Source organism: Streptomonospora arabica (genome assembly GCF_039531585.1).
In the GTDB taxonomy this organism is placed as follows: Bacteria; Actinomycetota; Actinomycetes; order Streptosporangiales; family Streptosporangiaceae; genus Streptomonospora; species Streptomonospora halophila.
The window spans coordinates 39,426-56,970 of sequence record NZ_BAAAQI010000015.1 but is presented as its reverse complement, the minus strand read 5'-3'; the positions used below and the strand labels follow the sequence as shown (position 1 = coordinate 56,970).

At 71.9% G+C, this 17,545-nt stretch carries 14 protein-coding genes and 1 tRNA gene; 11 read left to right on the top strand and 4 right to left on the bottom strand.

From position 1 onward, the window contains the following. The first annotated feature begins 25 nt into the window (after window positions 1–25). The 5 genes from ABD284_RS20095 (at window position 26) to pyk (ending at window position 5,332) form a co-directional block, all read left to right on the top strand. Window positions 26–1,489 carry a glutamate synthase subunit beta gene (locus ABD284_RS20095; RefSeq protein WP_344145773.1) on the top strand — a complete coding sequence of 488 codons (1,464 nt, stop codon included), beginning with the start codon at window positions 26–28 and terminating at the stop codon, window positions 1,487–1,489. 159 nt (window positions 1,490–1,648) lie between these two features. Then, a complete protein-coding gene (locus ABD284_RS20090) occupies window positions 1,649–2,047 on the top strand; it encodes a DUF2784 domain-containing protein (RefSeq protein WP_344145770.1) in 399 nt (132 codons plus the stop codon). A gap of 150 nt (window positions 2,048–2,197) precedes the next feature. Beyond that, a complete protein-coding gene (locus ABD284_RS20085) occupies window positions 2,198–3,088 on the top strand; it encodes a prenyltransferase (protein ID WP_344145983.1) in 891 nt (296 codons plus the stop codon). Between the two features lie 187 nt (window positions 3,089–3,275). Next, the gene (locus ABD284_RS20080; RefSeq protein WP_344145767.1) at window positions 3,276–3,830 is read left to right on the top strand and encodes a type 1 glutamine amidotransferase domain-containing protein; all 555 of its coding nucleotides are present in this window, start codon (window positions 3,276–3,278) and stop codon (window positions 3,828–3,830) included. Between the two features lie 71 nt (window positions 3,831–3,901). Further along, window positions 3,902–5,332, top strand: coding sequence for a pyruvate kinase (gene pyk / locus ABD284_RS20075; protein ID WP_344145764.1), 1,431 nt, complete (start codon window positions 3,902–3,904; stop codon window positions 5,330–5,332). 106 nt (window positions 5,333–5,438) lie between these two features. On the opposite strand, the gene ABD284_RS20070 is transcribed toward pyk, so the two are convergent. Both ABD284_RS20070 and ABD284_RS20065 read right to left on the bottom strand, forming a co-directional pair. Further along, window positions 5,439–6,377, bottom strand: a complete 939-nt coding sequence (locus ABD284_RS20070) for a DUF1266 domain-containing protein (protein WP_344145761.1) — start codon at window positions 6,375–6,377, stop codon at window positions 5,439–5,441. 309 nt (window positions 6,378–6,686) lie between these two features. Beyond that, window positions 6,687–6,760, bottom strand: a tRNA-Leu gene (locus tag ABD284_RS20065). A gap of 148 nt (window positions 6,761–6,908) precedes the next feature. Between ABD284_RS20065 and ABD284_RS20060 the strand changes: the two genes are divergently transcribed. The 5 genes from ABD284_RS20060 (at window position 6,909) to ABD284_RS20040 (ending at window position 12,139) form a co-directional block, all read left to right on the top strand. Next, window positions 6,909–7,481, top strand: a complete 573-nt coding sequence (locus ABD284_RS20060; RefSeq protein WP_344145980.1) for an ANTAR domain-containing response regulator — start codon at window positions 6,909–6,911, stop codon at window positions 7,479–7,481. Window positions 7,482–7,873: 392 nt separating this feature from the next. Then, window positions 7,874–9,322 carry a branched-chain amino acid ABC transporter permease gene (locus ABD284_RS20055; protein WP_344145758.1) on the top strand — a complete coding sequence of 483 codons (1,449 nt, stop codon included), beginning with the start codon at window positions 7,874–7,876 and terminating at the stop codon, window positions 9,320–9,322. Between the two features lie 12 nt (window positions 9,323–9,334). After that, window positions 9,335–10,321 (top strand): branched-chain amino acid ABC transporter permease, encoded by a 987-nt coding sequence (locus tag ABD284_RS20050; protein ID WP_344145755.1) that lies wholly within the window; start codon window positions 9,335–9,337, stop codon window positions 10,319–10,321. Then, window positions 10,311–11,198 (top strand): ABC transporter ATP-binding protein, encoded by an 888-nt coding sequence (locus ABD284_RS20045; protein ID WP_386699053.1) that lies wholly within the window; start codon window positions 10,311–10,313, stop codon window positions 11,196–11,198. Before ABD284_RS20050 ends, ABD284_RS20045 begins: the two co-directional genes overlap by 11 nt. 149 nt (window positions 11,199–11,347) lie before the next feature. Further along, complete coding sequence (locus ABD284_RS20040; protein ID WP_344145974.1) at window positions 11,348–12,139, top strand: ABC transporter ATP-binding protein; 792 nt, start codon at window positions 11,348–11,350, stop codon at window positions 12,137–12,139. 337 nt (window positions 12,140–12,476) lie between these two features. On the opposite strand, the gene ABD284_RS20035 is transcribed toward ABD284_RS20040, so the two are convergent. Next, window positions 12,477–13,718 (bottom strand): ABC transporter substrate-binding protein, encoded by a 1,242-nt coding sequence (locus ABD284_RS20035; protein ID WP_344145752.1) that lies wholly within the window; start codon window positions 13,716–13,718, stop codon window positions 12,477–12,479. A 341-nt stretch (window positions 13,719–14,059) separates the two neighbouring features. Next, complete coding sequence (locus tag ABD284_RS20030; RefSeq protein WP_344145749.1) at window positions 14,060–14,473, bottom strand: PaaI family thioesterase; 414 nt, start codon at window positions 14,471–14,473, stop codon at window positions 14,060–14,062. Window positions 14,474–14,657: 184 nt separating this feature from the next. Between ABD284_RS20030 and polA the strand changes: the two genes are divergently transcribed. Next, the gene (gene polA, locus ABD284_RS20025; protein WP_386699050.1) at window positions 14,658–17,429 is read left to right on the top strand and encodes a DNA polymerase I; all 2,772 of its coding nucleotides are present in this window, start codon (window positions 14,658–14,660) and stop codon (window positions 17,427–17,429) included. The last annotated feature ends 116 nt before the right edge of the window (window positions 17,430–17,545 follow it).

Genomic DNA, 17,545 nt, shown 5'->3' with positions numbered 1-17,545 from the left:
CCGGATCCGAAAGGAGGGGAACACCATGGCTGACCCGAAAGGGTTTCTGAAGATCACCGAGCGGGAGCTGCCCGCTCGCCGCCCGGTCGACGTGCGCATCCAGGACTGGCACGAGGTCTACCACGAGGCCGACCGCGGCACGGTCGTCAAGCAGGCGTCGCGCTGCATGGACTGCGGCATCCCGTTCTGCCACAACGGCTGCCCGCTGGGCAACCTCATCCCCGAGTGGAACGACCTGGTCCACCGCCACGACTGGGGCGAGGCGATCGAGCGGCTGCACGCCACCAACAACTTCCCGGAGTTCACCGGGCGGCTGTGCCCGGCTCCGTGCGAGTCGGCGTGCGTGCTCGGCATCAACCAGCCCGCCGTGACCATCAAGAACGTCGAGAACTCCATCATCGACCGGGCCTGGGAGGAGGGCTGGGTGCGGCCCCAGCCGCCCGAGACCCGATCGGGCAAGAGGGTCGCGGTGGTGGGCTCGGGGCCGGCCGGTCTGGCGGCGGCCCAGCAGCTCACCCGCGCCGGCCACGACGTCACGGTCTTCGAGCGGGCCGACCGCATCGGCGGGCTGCTGCGCTACGGCATCCCCGAGTTCAAGATGGAGAAGCGGCACATCGAGCGCCGCCTGGGCCAGATGCGGGCGGAGGGCACGGTCTTTCGCACCGGCGTCGACGTGGGCACCGACATCACCGCCGAGGAGCTGCGCGCCCAGCACGACGCGGTGCTGCTGGCCGGCGGTGCCACCGCGTGGCGCGAGCTGCCGGCGACCGGGCGCGAGCTCGACGGCGTCCACCAGGCCATGGAGTACCTGCCCCAGGCCAACCGGGTGCAGGAGGGCGACGTCGACACGCCCGCCATCAGCGCCGAGGGCAAGCACGTCATCGTCATCGGCGGCGGCGACACCGGCGCCGACTGCGTTGGCACGGCGCACCGCCAGGGCGCCCTGTCGGTCACCCAGCTGGAGATCATGCCCAAGCCGCCCGAGGAGCGGCCCGAGAACCAGCCGTGGCCGACCATGCCCATGGTCTACAAGGTCACCACCGCCCACGAGGAGGGCGGCGAGCGGCTGTACTCGGTCAACACCGTGGAGTTCCTCGGCGACGACGAGGGGCGCGTACGCGCGCTCAGGCTGGTCGACGTCGAGCGCACCGCCGGCGGCTTCGAGCCGGTGGCCGGCACCGAGCGCGAGATCCCGGCCGGTCTGGTCACCCTGGCCATGGGCTTCGTCGGCCCGGAGAAGGCCGGGATGATCGAGGAGCTGGGCGTGGAGCTGGACGGGCGCGGCAACGTCGTGCGCGGCGCCGACTACGCCACCACGGTCGAGGGCGTCTTCTGCGCCGGCGACATGGGACGCGGCCAGTCGCTGATCGTGTGGGCGATCGCCGAGGGCCGCTCGGCGGCCGCGGGCCTGGACCGGTACCTCACCGGTGCCGACACCGTCCTGCCGACGGCCGTTCCGCCCACGGAGCGGCCGCTGACCGCGAGCTGACCTGCGGGTCCGGGGTGCGGCGCGCCCGCGCCGCACCCTGGGGAGGCCACGCCTGCGCCCCGCGCCCGGACCCCGCGACGGCGCGCCGCCGCGCGCTCCGCACCCCGGAATCGCCGTAGTGGCGGGCATTCACGCCGCGTCGGCGGGTATTGGCCCAGTATGGGCTACCGCCTGATCGCCGACGCGGCCATGCTGCTGCACTTCGGCTTCCTGTGCTATGTGGCACTGGGCGGATTCCTCGCGTGGCGCCGACCGCATGCGCTGTGGCCGCACGCGGCCGTGTGCGCCTACTCGCTGGGCATCATCGACTTCCAGTGGCACTGCCCGCTCACCGGGATCGAGGACTGGGCGCGCCTGCAGGCCGGCCTGCAGGGGCTGCCTCCCAGCGGGTTCATCGACCACTACCTGACCGGTGTGGTCTACCCCGAGCGGTTCCTGACCGAGGTCCAGTTCGCGGTGGGGGTGGTGGTGGCGCTGTCGTGGCTGGGGGCGCTGCTTCTGGCGGTGCGGCGGCGGCGCGCGTCGAGAGAACAGGACGAGGGGACCGGATCCCGTTAAGGATCCGTGTGGATTTCGCTGCCGCGAAAGGCGCGAAAGGGGCGATCTGCGCGTAAAGAAGTGCAAAAATGGCGCATAGCGGGCGTCCGGCCGGCCCCGCGCCTTTGAACCGATCCCCAGGTGCGGGCGTACATTCGTGGCATGAGCATGGTGACCCCGGAAGCCCTCCGCTCCGCGGAGCACTTCATCTCGCGCAACGCCCGACTCATCGACCGCCACCGCTTCGCCTACCTTTTCCGCAGCGGCTCGGCCGCGCCCATCCGCTCGGCCCTGGAGTCCTACCGCAACGTCGACGGCGGCTACGGCAACGGCCTCGAACCCGACCTGCGGGGGCACGGCAGCCAGCCCGCCGCGGTCGTGGTGGCCCTGCGCTACCTCGACGAACTCGGCGCCGTCCCCCGCGACATCGCCGACGGCATCGGCCGCTACCTCACCAGCATCGCCCGCGACAGCGGGGGAGTGCCGCCCGTGCTGCCCACGGCGCGCCACACCGAGGCGGCGCCCGCCTACCGCGAGACCCACGACTTCGCGGGCGCGCTCGACCCCACGGCGACCCTGGTGGGCCTGATGCACCGCCACCGCATCTGCCACGCCTGGCGCGACCGCGCCACCGCCTTCTGCTGGACGCGCATCGCCGCACTGCGCTGGACCGACCCCGACGAGGCCATCGCGGTGTGCACGTTCTTGGAGAACGTGCCCGACCGCCGGCGCGCCGAGACCGAGTTCCAACGCCTGGCCCCGGCCATCCGCGCCGTGATCGAGACCGATCCCGCGGCCGCGGGCCACGTGCACCGGCCGCTGGACCTGGCCGGCCGCCCCGACCACATCGCCCGGCGGCTCTTCACCGACGAGGAGATCTCCGCCGCCCTCGACGGGCTCCTCAACCGCTGGCGCAGCGACGGCGGCTGGGACATCACCTGGGACAGCTGGGCCGTCAGCGCCCGCAACGAATGGCGCGGGCTGCTCACCGTGCGGCACCTGAAGACGCTGCGGGACTACGGCCGGCTCTCCGCCGACGTCCCCGCCGTGCGGACCGGCTGAGCCCCGCTGAGCGGCGCCGCCCGGGCGCGGGGCCAAGCCCCGGGGCCCGGACCGCGCCGCCGCGCCGCCCGCCTGCACGCGTAAGCCCCGGCATCGTGGGCAGCGGCAGCGGTGCAGGCCCGGCGCCCGACGGCGGCCGCCGCGGGCGGGCCGGGAAGGCCGCCGCACGAGAAGGAGGACGACCACCATGGCCGGCGACCTCAACGGATCGATCATCGCCTTCCTCGCCGCTCCCGAAGGCACCGAGCAGATCGAGCTCACCGACCCCTGGCAGGCCGTGGAGAAGGCCGGGGGAACGCCGCAGCTGATCTCGACCTCGCCCGGCGAGATCCAGGGGTTCAACCACCTCGACAAGGGCGACACCTTCGTGGTCAACGCCACGGTCGAGGAGGTGGGCGCCGACGACTTCACCGGGCTGGTGCTGCCCGGCGGCGTGGCCAACCCGGACTTCCTGCGCACGGTCCCGCGCGCGGTCGCCTTCGCCAAGGAGTTCTTCGACAAGGCCAAGCCGGTCGCGGCGATCTGCCACGCGCCCTGGCTGCTGGTCGAAGCCGACGCGGTCGCCGGGCGCCGCCTCACCTCGTTCCCGAGCCTGCGCACCGACATCGCCAACGCCGGCGGCGACTGGGCCGACGAACCGGTCGTGGTCTGCTCCCTGGGGCCCAACAAGCTGGTCACCAGCCGCAAACCGGACGACCTGCCCGCGTTCGACGACGCGCTGCTGAGCGCGTTCGCCGGGTAGCGACCTGGAGTACGCCCACTCGCAACCTGGTTTAGACCACTGCACTGCCCAGACGCTTTAGAGTGTTAAGCGTGACACGTCGAGCAAAAATCGTCGCGACTCTCGGTCCCGCGACGTCGAGCCCGGAGAGTATCCGCGCGCTCGTCGACGCGGGACTGGACGTAGCGCGACTCAACCTCAGCCACGGAACGCATGAGGACCACCACGCCAGCTATACCAACGTCCGGGAGGCCTCCGAGGCCGCCGGGCGCAGCGTAGGTATCCTCGCCGACCTGCAGGGACCCAAGATCCGCCTGGGAACCTTCCCCGAAGGCCCCGTCGAACTGGCCGCCGGCGACCAGTTCACGGTGACCGTCGAGGACGTCCCCGGCGATCGGCACCGGGTCTCCACCACCTACAAGGGACTGCCCGGGGACGTGCGCCCCGGCGACCGCGTCCTGATCGACGACGGCAACGTGGTCCTGGAGTGCACGAAGGCCACCAACACCGAGGTCCAGACACGGGTCCTCATCGGCGGCCGCGTCTCCAACCACAAGGGCCTCAACCTGCCCGGCGTCTCGGTCAGCGTGCCCGCCCTCACCGAGAAGGACGAGGAGGACCTGCGCTGGGCCCTGGAGGAGGGCGTCGACATGGTCGCGCTGTCCTTCGTGCGCAGCCCGGCCGACGCCGAGGACGTCCACCGCATCATGGACGACGTCGGCGTGCGGGTCCCGCTCATCGCCAAGATCGAGAAGCCGCAGGCGGTCGAGCGGCTCCAGGACATCATCGAGGTCTTCGACGGCGTGATGGTCGCCCGCGGCGACCTCGGCGTCGAGCTTCCGCTGGAGAACGTCCCGATGGTGCAGAAGCGCGCCATCGAGCGCTGCCGCGACAAGGCCAAGCCGGTCATCGTGGCCACCCAGATGCTGGAGTCCATGATCAGCTCGCCGCGGCCCACCCGCGCCGAGACCTCCGACGTCGCCAACGCCGTCCTGGACGGCGCCGACGCGGTCATGCTCTCCGGCGAGACCAGCGTGGGCCAGTTCCCGATCGAGACGGTCGAGACCATGGCCCGCATCGTCGCCGCGGCCGAGCAGGAGTCCCTGCGGGCCTCGCACATCCTCAGCCGGGTCCCCGAGACCACCGGAGGGGCCATCGCCCGCGCCGCCGCCGAAGTCGGAGCCACCGTCGGCGCCAAGGCCCTGGTCGCCTTCACCATGTCCGGCGAGACCGCGCGCCGCCTGGCGCGCTACCGCTCGCCGATCCCGCTGCTGGCGTTCACCACGCAGGGGCCCACGCGGGCGCAGCTGGCGCTGACCTGGGGTGTCGACACCCACTGCGTGCCCTGGGTCGACCACACCGACGACATGGTGCGCCAGGTCGAGGGCGAGCTGCTGGAGATGGGCATCTACCAGAAGGGCGACAAGATCGTCGTCGTCTCCGGGAGCCCGCCCGGAACCCCGGGTTCCACCAACTCGCTGCGCGTACACCGCATCGGCGACGCGATCACCCACGGCCACTGATCCGGCCGCAGGGTCGAGGCGGGCGACCGCCTCCCCATTCCGGCCCTCGCCCCGGTAAGGCCCACCGGCCTTCACCGGGGAGGGCCGACCGGGGCCCGGCCCCGCCTCAGTTCGGCAGTGCGCTGGGCAGTCCGCCTTCGTAGGACGCACGCTCCAGCGGCATGTCCCACGGCAGGCGCTGCCACGGGCTGGCCGGGTCGAACGCGAGCAGTTCCAGCGCGGTCCACGTGCGCTCCCACCCCGGCCCCCGCTGGGCGTAGGTGAGCAGGTACCCGCAGTGGAAAGCCTCGGCGAGCTGCTGCCAGCTCGCATAGCGCCGCTGCAGGTCGCCGGCCGTGCGGCGGAGCAGGCTCTGCGTCTCCACGCGGCTCAGCCACTCCAGGGTCGCCCCGCCCAGCACCAGCCGGACGATCTGCGCCGCCCGCCACCACTGGTGGGCGGCGACGACCACCGCGTCCGCGCCCTGCTCGGCGCCGGTGACGGCCCGCAGCCGCCCCACCTGTTCGGGGGTCAGGTGCACCACCCGCTCGCGCGCGGAGTCGGGGCGGGGCCGTCCGCACAGGGTGGCGGCGGCGAAGTCGACGCGCACGTCGGCGTCGCCGCCGCCGTGCAGCTCGGTCCACAGCCGCTCCACCGTCGCAAGCAACGAGGCGCGGTCGACGACGCCCCACTCCCGCTCCAGCGCTCTCCGGTAGCCGCGCCTCAGTTGCGGGCACTCGACCTCGTCCCAGGGCTCGGCCAGCGCGGTGCGGAAGGGCGCCGCGACGGCGGCGGCCCAGCGCTCGGTGCTCAGCGAGGCCTCGGGGGCGGCGGTGCGCAGCGCGGGGGGCTCGCGCGATCCCACGACGAGCTCGGCGAAGGTACCCGCGGCCAGGAGCACGACGGGTGCGAACGCCCATCCGGCCAGTCCCACCGCGACCAGCAGCACGACCGCCGCGGCCAGCGGGGCCATCAACCAGGGCTGCCGGCGCCGGGACCCCCACGACACCAGGAGCCAGGCGCCGATGGTCAGCGCCCCGGCGATCGCGGCCACCGCGGTCAGCACCAGGCTCTCCTCTACTCGCAGCCGACAACCGCCCGTCGCGGGCCGCAGACGCCGCCCGAGCCGCTGTCGTAGAACACGCCCTTACTCCAGGATCGGCGAACCGCGGCGGTCGTGGCGACCGAACTTACGGGTTGTGCTCGTGTTGTGGCCGCAATGTGACCGGCGCAGCGCCGCCGACACGCCGTGCGTGCGTACGGCCTTGCGGAATGCGAGCGGAGCGCGCGGGCGACTAGCGGGAGAACCGGGGCGGGTGCCCGGAAGAGTGGTCGCCTCGACCGCGCCGCCGACGGGGGTGCGAGAGGCACAGGGTGCCCTGAGTGGGATTCGAACCCACACTGTACGAGGTTTGAGCTCGCTCGCTCTACCGGTTGGCGTATCAGGGCTTGCAGCGGAAAGGGGGCGAACCGAGCCGAAGACCCCGGCCGGGGTGCGGCTGGCGAGGTTACGCCTTGGCTTAAGTTCCCGCGGCCACTGCTCTGTATCCTAGCGGATCTCGGTACCCTCATGTACGTGACGACGACGCAGAGCCGCGTGGTGATCGCGGAAGACGAGGCCCTGATCAGGCTGGACCTCAAGGAGATGCTTGAGGAGGACGGCTATGCCGTTGTGGGGGAGGCCGGCGACGGCGAGACCGCGATACGCCTCGCCGGCGAGCACCGGCCCGACCTCGTCATCCTCGATATCAAGATGCCGGTCCTGGACGGGCTCTCGGCCGCCGAGCGCATCGCCGCCGAGCGCATCGCGCCCGTCGTCATCCTGACCGCGTTCTCCCAGCGTGAGCTGGTCGAGCGCGCCCGCGACGCAGGAGCGATGGCCTACCTGGTCAAGCCGTTCAGCAAGTCCGACCTGGTACCGGCGATCGAGATGGCCGTTAGCCGCTACGCCGAGTTGTCGGCGCTGGAGGCCGAGGTCAGCGGCCTGCAGGAGCGGCTGGACACCCGCAAGCTGGTCGAGCGCGCCAAGGGGCTGCTGCAGAGCCGGCACGGCCTCAGCGAGCCCGAGGCGTTCCGCTGGATCCAGAAGAACTCGATGGACCGCCGGCTGACCATGCGCAAGGTCGCCGAGACCGTGATCGAGACCCTGGGCGAGCAGGGCGGCGGCTGAGCCCCGACTCGCGGCACCCGCCACTCCGCCCGTCCGGGCGGACGGAGGCACCCGAACCCCGGCGCGAGCCCGCGCCGGGGTTTCGCCTGTCGGGGGCACCGGCTCGGACCCGGCCGCCGCGGGCGCCGCGGCTTGGCGGTCACGGAGGGTGAGGGTTCCTCCGCCCGCGGTCGCCTCCGCGGGTCCGGCCGCGCCGCCATCGCCCCCGTCAACAGGAGAAACGTCCCGGTTCGATCACGGATGCGCACAAAGCAGTGACGTTTGCATCACGTGGCTTTAGAGGTGCTGAACGCACAGGGTAAAGCGGGCTAAACTCACGCCACCGAACAGCAAATCCGTCGGAAGCGGACAAACACCGGTTCCGGCCTCTGACGAATGCGCAAGGAGCGCGCGTGCGCACACGCCTCGTGACGGTGCTGCTCGCCCTGATCGCCGCCACCCTGGCGATCCCGGGTGCGGCAGCAGCAGACACCCAGGGCGGTGCGTCGCTATTCGGCCAGATCCGCCAACCGGACAGCGACGAGGGTGTCGAGGGCATCGACATCACCGTCTCCCAGGACGGCGAGCGGATCGGCGAAGCGACCACCGACTCCAGCGGCGATTGGGAAGTGGAACTGCCCGGCGCGGGCACCTACCACGTGGTGCTCGACGAGGAGTCGGTACCCGAGGAATACGACGTCCTGGAGCTCCCCGCCGGGCCCGAGCGCGACGTCGAGGTCCGCGACGACCAGCGCTTCGCCGTCGTCTACCAGCTCGTCCCGCAGGGGCAGGGAGAGCCCACCTCCTCCCCCAGCGAGTCGGAGTCCTCCGACGGCGACACCGGGACCGACGAAGGCGAGGGCGCCGCGGGAGGCGGCGAGGAAGAGGGCGCCGTCGAGGCCCCGCCCGCCCCCGAGGGCTCCGGCATGTTCGGCCAGGTGGTCTCGCTGACGGTGGCGGGCCTGCTCTTCGGCCTGATCATCGCCATCTCGTCGGTCGGCCTCTCGCTCATCTTCGGCACCACCCGGCTGATCAACTTCGCCCACGGCGACATGGTCACCTTCGGCGCGATCATGGCGATGATCTTCAGCGGGACGGCTACCCTGTCCTCGCTGCACGAGCCCTTCGTGGGCGTGCCCGTCCTCGACTTCGCCACCAACCCGTTCGTCGTGGCCACCGTGCTCGCCGTCGTCTGCGGCGGCGTGCTCGGCGGGCTGCTGGAGCGGTTCCTGTGGCGGCCGATGCGGCGGCGCCACGTCGCGATGATCCAGATGTTCATCGTGACCATCGGGATCGCCCTGCTGCTCCGCCACGTCCTGCTGGTCGTCTTCGAGGCCAACCGGCGCAAGTACGTGCAGTTCCGCATCCAGGACATGATCGAGTGGGGCCCGGTCGCCATCACGCCCCGCGACCTGTCGATCGTGGTGGTGTCCGTCCTGGTGCTGGTCCTGGTCGCGAGCATGCTGCAGTTCACCCGGATCGGGAAGGCGATGCGGGCGGTCTCGGACAACCGCGACCTCGCCGAGTCCTCCGGCATCGACGTCGACCGCGTCACCGTCTACGTGTGGGTGCTGGGGGGTGCGCTCTCGGCCCTGGGCGGGGTCCTCCTCGGCCTGAACCAGTCGGTGTACTGGCAGATGGGCTTCCACCTGCTGTTGCTGATGTTCGCCGCGGTGATCCTCGGCGGGCTCGGCACCGCCTACGGCGCGATGGTGGGCGGCCTGGCGATCGGCCTCGTCGCGCAGCTTTCGACGCTGTGGTTCTCGCCGCAGCTGATGAACGTGTGGGCGCTGCTCATCATGATCGTCGTGTTGTTGGTCCGGCCGCAGGGCATCCTCGGCCGTCGTGAACGGGTCGGCTAGGGGAGACGGACGATGGACATCATGACGATCCTCGCCTTGTCCCTGGAGACGGCGATCGGGCCCATCGCGGCCATCTACGTGCTCGCGGCCATCGGGCTGAACATGCACTTCGGCTACACCGGCCTGCTCAACTTCGGCCAGGTCGGATTCATGCTCGTGGGCGCCTACGGCGTCGCGGTCAGCGTCGCGACCTTCGGACTCCCGCTGTGGGCGGGCTTTCTGGCCAGCCTGGGCTGCTCGGTGGTCCTGGCTCTGCTGCTGGGCATCCCGACCCTGCGGCTGCGCTCCGACTACCTGGCGATCTCCACCATCGCCGTGGCCGAGGTGCTGCGGCTGGTCTACCGCGCCGAGTTCGCCCGGCCGGTCACCGGCGGCGTCTACGGCCGGCAGAGCTTCGCTGACGGCTTCTACGCGGCCAACCCCCTGCCGGCGGGCTCCTTCGGGATCGGCGACGTCGACTTCTCCTCCGACGAGCTCTGGCTGATGCTCGCCTGCTGGGGCCTGGCCGCCCTGGGGCTGGTGATGACGGCGATGCTCATGCACAGCCCCTGGGGCCGCGTCATCAAGGGCATCCGCGAGGACGAGGACGCCGTGCGCAGCCTCGGCAAGGACGCCTTCACCTACAAGCTGCAGAGCCTGGTCTTCGGCGGCGTGTTCGGCGGCCTCGCCGGAATGATGATCGCCCTGAACCAGCAGAACATCACCCCCGACCAGTTCATGCCGCAGGTCACGTTCTACCTGTGGGCGATGCTGCTGCTGGGCGGCGTCGGCACCATCTGGGGCCCGGTCGTCGGCCCGGTCATCATGTGGTTCCTGCTCACGCTCTTCGACGAGACCCTGCGCGGCATGGCCTCGAACGAGGTGCTGCCCTTCCTGGCCACCTCCGACTCCGGCCCGCTGCGCCACGCCCTCGTCGGCGTGGTCCTGATGCTGCTGATCGTCTACCGGCCGCAGGGCCTCGTCGGAAACCGCAAGGAGATGCTGGTCAATGTCAAGTGACGCGACGCGCGGCGCGCCCGAGGCGGGCCGGGACCTGATGGCCGGCGCCGAGCCGGTGCCCGGGTCGGCCAAGGCCGACCCGATCCTGCGGGCCGACGGCATCCGCCGCTCCTTCGGCGGCCTGACCGCCGTGGACGTGGAGCACCTGGAGGTCCAGCGGGGCACCATCACCGCGCTGATCGGCCCCAACGGTGCCGGCAAGTCCACGCTGTTCAACCTGCTCACCGGGTTCGACCGGGCCGACGCGGGGGAGTGGTCGTTCCAGGGCCGCAGGCTCAACGGCATCCCCGGCCACAAGGTCGCCCGGCGCGGCATGGTGCGCACGTTCCAGCTCACCAAGGCGCTGACCCGCCTGACCGTGCTGGAGAACATGCTGCTGGCCGCGCCCGGGCAGACCGGTGAGCGCTTCGCGGGCGCCTTCGCCCGGTGGATGTGGGCCGGCCAGGAGGCCGCCAACCGCGAGCGCGCCCTGGACCTGCTGGCGCGCTTCAAGCTCGACGCGAAGAAGGACGACATCGCCGGGAGCCTCTCCGGCGGCCAGCGCAAGCTGCTGGAGATGGCCCGCTCGCTCATGGTCGACCCGACCATGGTGATGCTCGACGAGCCCATGGCCGGCGTGAACCCCGCGCTGGTGCAGTCCCTGCTGGAGCACATCACCGCACTGCGCGACGAAGGCACCACGGTGCTGTTCGTCGAGCACGACATGGACGTGATCATGGGCATCAGCGACTGGATCGTGGTGCTGGCCCAAGGGCAGGTGATCGCCGAGGGGTGCCCTGCCGACATCCGCTCCAACAACCAGGTCATCGACGCCTACCTGGGCGCGAGCCACGACGAGCCCGGCAGCGGAGCGCAGGCGAGGAAGGAGGGGCCGTGAGCGGATCCGAGGCGGCCGGCCGGTCCGGCGACGGCGGCGCCGAGTCGCGCCGCGAGGACCAGGAGGGCCCGGACGTCCGGCAGGCCGGTGCCGCGGCCGAGCGGGGGGACCGGGGCGCCCGCCCGCCGGAGCCGCCCGAGGACGCGGCCATGCTGCAGGAGCACCGCGAGGAGGTGCTCGACAAGGCCGGACCGGCCGAAGGCGTCGAGGACTACTCCCGGTACCTGCTGGTCGCCGACGAGGTGAAGGCCGGCTACGTCCCCGAGGTCAACATCCTCGACGGGTGCACGCTGACCCTGCGCGAGGGCGAGGTCGTGGGAATCATCGGCCCCAACGGCGCCGGCAAGTCCACCCTGATCAAGACGATCTTCGGGCTGCTGCCGGTGCGCGGGGGCGCCATCACGCTGCGCGGCGAGAGCATCGTCGACCGCAGCGCCCACGAGCTGGTCTCCGGCGGCGTCGGCTACGTGCCCCAGACCCAGAACGTCTTCCCCAGCCTGACCGTCGAGGAGAACCTGGAGATGGGCGTGTTCCTGCGTCCCAAGATCTTCCAGAGGCGCCTGGCGTCCGTGGCCGAGCTGTTCCCGCTGCTGGCCGAGCGCCGCAAGGCGAAGGCCGGTGCGCTCTCGGGCGGCGAACGCCAGATGGTCGCCATGGGGCGCGCGCTGATGATGGAGCCCTCGGTCCTGCTGCTGGACGAGCCCACGGCCGGACTCTCGCCGATCTTCCAGGACGACGTGTTCCACCGCGTCCGCGAGATCAACGCGACCGGGGTCTCGGTGGTCATGGTCGAGCAGAACGCCCGCCGCTGCCTGCAGGTCTGCGACCGCGGCTACGTGCTGGACCAGGGGCGCAACGCCTACACCGGCACCGGGCGGGAGCTGCTGGACGACCCCAACGTCATCGAGCTCTACCTGGGCACTCTGGCGCAGGTCGACTGAACCCGGCCGGGCGGGTGCCGTCCGGCACCGGCGGAACCGGGACGACGGACGCGAAAGGGCGGCGCCGAGGCGCCGCCCTTTCGCATGTGCGCCGCAGGCCGCGGGGGGCCGTCCGGGAGCCTCCCGGGCCCGCCTTGCGGAGGCCGGCGGTGCGCCCGGGAGGCGGGCGCACCGCCGCCGGAGCCGCCGGGCCGCGGCCGGGCCCAGTCCGCGCGGGTGCAGTCCGCGCGGGTGCCCGGCCCTGCCCGTGCGAAGGCCCCCGGCGGTCCGAGGACCGGCCGGGGGCCGTGTGCGGGTGCGCCGGCGCCCGGGAGCGGGATGGCGCGGACGCGGGGCGCTAGGCCTCGCTGTCCACCGTGATCTCGTCCTGCTTGCTGTGGGCGCCCTGGTCGTCGTAGCCGTAGATCTGGAAGGTCGCCGAGGTGACGTTGCCGTCCTTGTCGAAGTTGATCGGGCCGCTGACGCCCTGGTAGTCGATGTCCTCGCCGTCGGCGATCAGGTCCTTGCACTCCTTGAACCCGGAGCACTCGGTGCCCTCGCGGGAGACCGCGCGGACCTCGTCGACGAAGACCGCGGGGTCGGTGCTCTCGGCCTGCTCGGCGGCGAGCGCGGTGACGATCGCGCAGTCGTAGACCTGGCCGGAGAACTGGTAGACCTCGAGGTCGGAGGAGAAGTTCGTCAGTCCCTCGATGAACTTCTCCTCGCCGTTGTCGGGCGCCGTGCCCTGGAAGCCCGCGATGGTGCCCGGGTTCTCGGCGTCGACCTTCTCGGCCAGGGTCTCGTCGTTCAGGCCGTCGGTGCCGTACATCTGGTCGGCGCTGACGCCGGACTCGATCAGGCCCGTGATGATCTGCACGCCCTCCTCGAAGGAGACCATCACCACCGCGTCGGCGTCGGCGTCGGCGACGTCGCTGACGACCGAGTCGAAGTTGGAGGTGTTGGGGTCGTAGCCCTCGTTGAAGGCGACCTCGATGCCGTTCTGCTTCAGCGCCTCGGCCGTGGCGTTGGCAAGGCCCTCGCCGTAGTCGTCGGCGCGGTAGGTGATGGCCACGCTCTGGTGGCCGTCGGAGGCGATCTTCTGCGCGAGGACCGGGCCCTGCATGGTGTCGCTGGGCGCCGTGCGCCAGTAGTAGCCCGTCTCGTCCTCGCTCGCCAGGCCCGGCGCGGTGTTGGAGCCCGAGCACTCGACGACCTCGGCGCCGGTCACGGTGTCCATGATGGCCTGGGTCATGCCCGAGGCGGCCGCGCCCAGGATGATGTCGGCGTCCTGGTCGACCAGGCGCTTGGCGGCGTCGTTGGCCTGAGCAGCGTCGTTGGCCTCGTCGCCGGTCAGGATGTCGGGCACCTCGCTGCCGGCGACTCCGCCGGCCTCGTTGATCTCCGACAGCGCGTACTTGGCGGCCTGGATCTGCGGCGGGCCCAGGTGGGAGAGGTCCCCCGTCTCGGGGAAGACGTATCCGAACTGCAGCGGGTCTTCGCCGCCGCCTCCTTCTCCGCCTCCGCCGCCGCCGCAGGCGGTCAGCCCAAGTGTGAGGGCCGCGGCCGCCGCGGTGAGGCTGAGGGCCTTCTTGCTTGGCATCGAGGTCTCTCCGTTCAACCGGCTGGGTAGCGCTGGTGCGCCCTGGCCGCGGCGAGGGTGATCGCGCTTAACCACGGGCGTTAGCGGAGCTTAATCACACCCGTTCACGTTCCGGTAGGTCGGATCTCATGTCGGTGCTGAGTCGGGTTCATGCCGTTATCTCTCCGTAGTCATGTATTGGGGGAGAACCTGCTGATCAGAGCCGCTTTTCACGATTCGCGCCGTGACATTCGCGCTCGGTGACCACGCCGCGTACGCGGCTTCGCCGGGTGCGGGCGCGCAGCGAGGGCGCGGCGCACCGGCGGCACCGCGCCCCCGTGGTCCTGCGCCCGGGCGGACGCTCAGGCGTCGCGCATGAGGCAGGTCAGCCGCGAGGTGCACACCCGGCGGCCCTGGTCGTCGGTGATGGTGATGTCCCAGGTGGCCAGCGTGCGGCCCAGGTGCACCGCCTCGGCCACGCCGGTGATGTGGCCCCGCGTCGCGCTGCGGTGGTGGGTCGCGTTGATCTCGATGCCCATGGCGACGCGGCCCTCGCCCGCGTGGATCATCGACCCCACCGAGCCGAGGGTCTCGGCGAGCACGCACGAGGCACCCCCGTGCAGCAGGCCGTAGGGCTGGGTGTTGCCCTCGACCGGCATCCGGCCGACCACGCGCTCGGAGGACGCCTCCAGCATCTCCAGCCCCATGCGCTCACCGAGGTCGCCGCCCATGTTCGCGCCGGTCAGGTCGGCCAGCCCGTCCGCGTCGATCGCCATGTTCTCTTCCGCCCTCCATAAGAGTCCCGGGAACCGGGGCGGCCCGCCCCGTTCCCCTGCAGTCGCCGCCGGCGCCGGGGGCGCCGGGTGTCCGGACCCCGCCGGCGCACCGCCGGGCGGGGCCGGGTGCCCCGCCTGTATGGCGCAACGCGCAAATGTCCGCACGGCATCCTAGGATTTGCCTGTGGCGACGACTCAGCAGACCCCCGGACAGAACGGCACGTCAACGGCTGAGCAGGGCCCGCCCGGGTGCGGGCGCCTGCTGCTGCTCGACGGCCATTCCATGGCCTTCCGCGCGTTCTTCGCGCTTCCCGTCGAGAAGTTCACGACCAGTACGGGCCAGTCCACCAACGCCATCTACGGCTTCACCTCGATGCTGATCAAGCTGCTCCGCGACGAGCAGCCCACCCACATCGCGGTGGCATGGGACCTGTCCGGCCCCACGTTCCGCCACGAGTCCTACTCCGACTACAAGGCCGGGCGCGCCGACACGCCGCCGGAGTTCCCCGCGCAGGTGGAGTTCGTGCAGGAGCTGCTGACGATGCTCGGCATCACCAGCGTCTCCGCCCCGGGCTACGAGGCCGACGACGTCATCGCCACCCTCACCGCGCGCGGCCGCGAGGAGGGCATGGAGATCCTCATCGCGTCGGGCGACCGCGACGCCTTCCAGCTGGTCGACGACGCCTGTACGGTGCTCTACCCGGGCCGCAGCATCTCCGAGCTCACCCGCATGACCCCCGAGGCCGTCGAGGCCAAGTACAGCGTCACGCCCGAGCGCTACCGCGACCTCGCCGCGCTCGTCGGCGAGAAGGCCGACAACCTCCCGGGCGTGCCCGGGGTGGGTCCCAAGACCGCCGCCAAGTGGATCACCAAGTACGGGTCGCTGGACGAGCTGGTGGCCCGCGCCGACGAGCTCACCGGCAAGGCCGGGCAGAGCCTGCGCGACCACCTCGACCAGGTGCTGCGCAACCAGCAGCTGAACCGCCTCGACCCCGACGTCGAGCTGGAGCGCCCGGTCGGCGGGCTCACGCGGGGCGAGGCCGACCGCGCTGGCGTGCACACGCTCTTCGACAACCTGGAGTTCGCCACCACCCTGCGCGACCGCCTCTTCGCCGTGCTCGGCGACACCGCCGAGGGCGCGCCCGAGGCCGCCGACGAGGAGTTCACCGTCGACCTCGCCGTGCCCGAGGCGGGCGCACTCGGCGCCTGGCTGGCGGCCAACGCCTCCGACGGCTCGCGCTGCGGCGTGGCGGTCTCGGGCACCTGGGGCGCGGGCACCGGAACCGTCACGGGCCTCGCCGTCGCGACCGCGGGCGGCGCGGCCGTGTTCGTCGATCCCGCCGAGCTCGGCCCCGCGGACACCTCCGCCCTGGCCGACTGGCTGGCCGACCCCGACCGCCCCAAGAGCCTGCACGACGCCAAGGGCCCGCTGCTGGCGCTGTGGGCCCACGGCTTCGAACTGCGCGGGCTCACCAGCGACACCGCGCTGGCGGCGTACATCGTGCAGCCGGGCGGGCGCCGGTTCGAGCTGCCCGACCTGTGCCGGCGCTTCCTCAACCGCGAGCTCGGCGAGCGGCAAAGCGACTCCGGCCAGCTCTCCCTCGACATCGGGGGCGACGGCGGCGCCGACGGCGACCACCGCGCGGCCGAGCGCCTGGAGCTCGCCACCCGCGCCCGCGCCACCCTCGACCTCGCCGACGGGCTCGACCTCGACCTCGACAAGCGCGGCGGCGCCGCGCTGCTGCGCGACCTCGAACTCCCGCTGCTGCGGGTGCTGGCGGGCATGGAGCGCACCGGCATCCCCGCCGACCGCGCGTACCTCGACTCCCTGGAGCAGGAGTTCGCCGCCGCCGTGCGCCAGGCGGTCGACGAGGCCCATCGGGTGGTCGGCCGCGAGTTCAACCTCGGTTCGCCCAAGCAGCTCCAGCAGATCCTCTTCGACGAGCTGGACCTGCCCAAGACCAAGAAGATCAAGACCGGCTACACCACCGACGCCGACGCGCTGGCGTGGCTGGCCGCGCGCACCGACAACGAGCTGCCCGTCATCCTGCTGCGCCACCGCGACCAGACCCGGCTGCGCACCACCGTCGAGGGCCTGGTCAAGACCATCGCCGAGGACGGTCGCATCCACACCACCTACAACCAGACGGTCGCGGCCACCGGCCGGCTCAGCTCGGTCGAGCCCAACCTGCAGAACATCCCGGTGCGCACCGACGCGGGGCGCCGCATCCGCCGCGCCTTCGTGGTCGGCGACGGCTACAGCGACCTCCTCACCGCCGACTACAGCCAGATCGAGCTGCGGATCATGGCCCATCTCTCCGAGGACGCGTCGCTCATCGAGGCGTTCCAGACCGGCCGCGACTTCCACGCCGAGATCGCCTCGCGGGTGTTCGGCATCGGCGTGGACGAGGTCGACGGCGAGGCCCGCGCCCGCATCAAGGCGATGAACTACGGCCTGGCCTACGGGCTCAGCGAGTACGGCCTCTCCCAGCAGCTGGGGATCACGCCCAAGGAGGCCAAGGGCCTGATGGACGACTACTTCGTCCAGTTCGGCGGCGTGCGCGACTACCTGCGCGCCGTGGTCGACCGCGCGCGCCGCGACGGCTACACCGAGACCATGCTGGGCCGGCGCCGCTACCTGCCCGACCTCACCAGCGACAACCGCCACCGCCGCGACATGGCCGAGCGCATGGCGCTGAACGCGCCGATCCAGGGGTCGGCCGCCGACATCATCAAGGTGGCCATGCTCGACGTCGAGGCCGGGCTGCGCGAGGGCGGCTACCGCTCCCGGACGCTGCTGCAGGTGCACGACGAGCTCGTTCTGGAGGTCACCGGCGAGGAGCTCGACTCCGCCCGGAAACTGGTGTCGGAGAAGATGTCGGGCGCCTATGATCTCCGGGTGCCGCTGGCCGTCTCGGTCGGCGTGGGCCGCGACTGGCACGACGCCGCGCACTGAGCCGGCGGCGGCCGCGCCCGGCGCGTGTCGTCCCCCGCACGGGCGGGAAGGCGCACCCGAGAGGCGAGCAGGAACCGAGCAGAGCCGGACCCACCCGCCCGCCGCACCGGCGCGCG

Bases quoted from the DNA above. Each gene is read 5' to 3' on its own strand.
- ABD284_RS20080 (WP_344145767.1), top strand. From the start codon at position 3,276: ATGGCCGGCGACCTCAACGGATCGATCATCGCCTTCCTCGCCGCTCCC.
- ABD284_RS20045 (WP_386699053.1), top strand. From the start codon at position 10,311: ATGTCAAGTGACGCGACGCGCGGCGCGCCCGAGGCGGGCCGGGACCTG.
- ABD284_RS20040 (WP_344145974.1), top strand. From the start codon at position 11,348: ATGCTGCAGGAGCACCGCGAGGAGGTGCTCGACAAGGCCGGACCGGCC.
- ABD284_RS20030 (WP_344145749.1), bottom strand. From the start codon at position 14,473: ATGGCGATCGACGCGGACGGGCTGGCCGACCTGACCGGCGCGAACATG.
- ABD284_RS20095 (WP_344145773.1), top strand. From the start codon at position 26: ATGGCTGACCCGAAAGGGTTTCTGAAGATCACCGAGCGGGAGCTGCCC.
- ABD284_RS20050 (WP_344145755.1), top strand. From the start codon at position 9,335: ATGGACATCATGACGATCCTCGCCTTGTCCCTGGAGACGGCGATCGGG.
- ABD284_RS20035 (WP_344145752.1), bottom strand. From the start codon at position 13,718: ATGCCAAGCAAGAAGGCCCTCAGCCTCACCGCGGCGGCCGCGGCCCTC.
- ABD284_RS20090 (WP_344145770.1), top strand. From the start codon at position 1,649: ATGGGCTACCGCCTGATCGCCGACGCGGCCATGCTGCTGCACTTCGGC.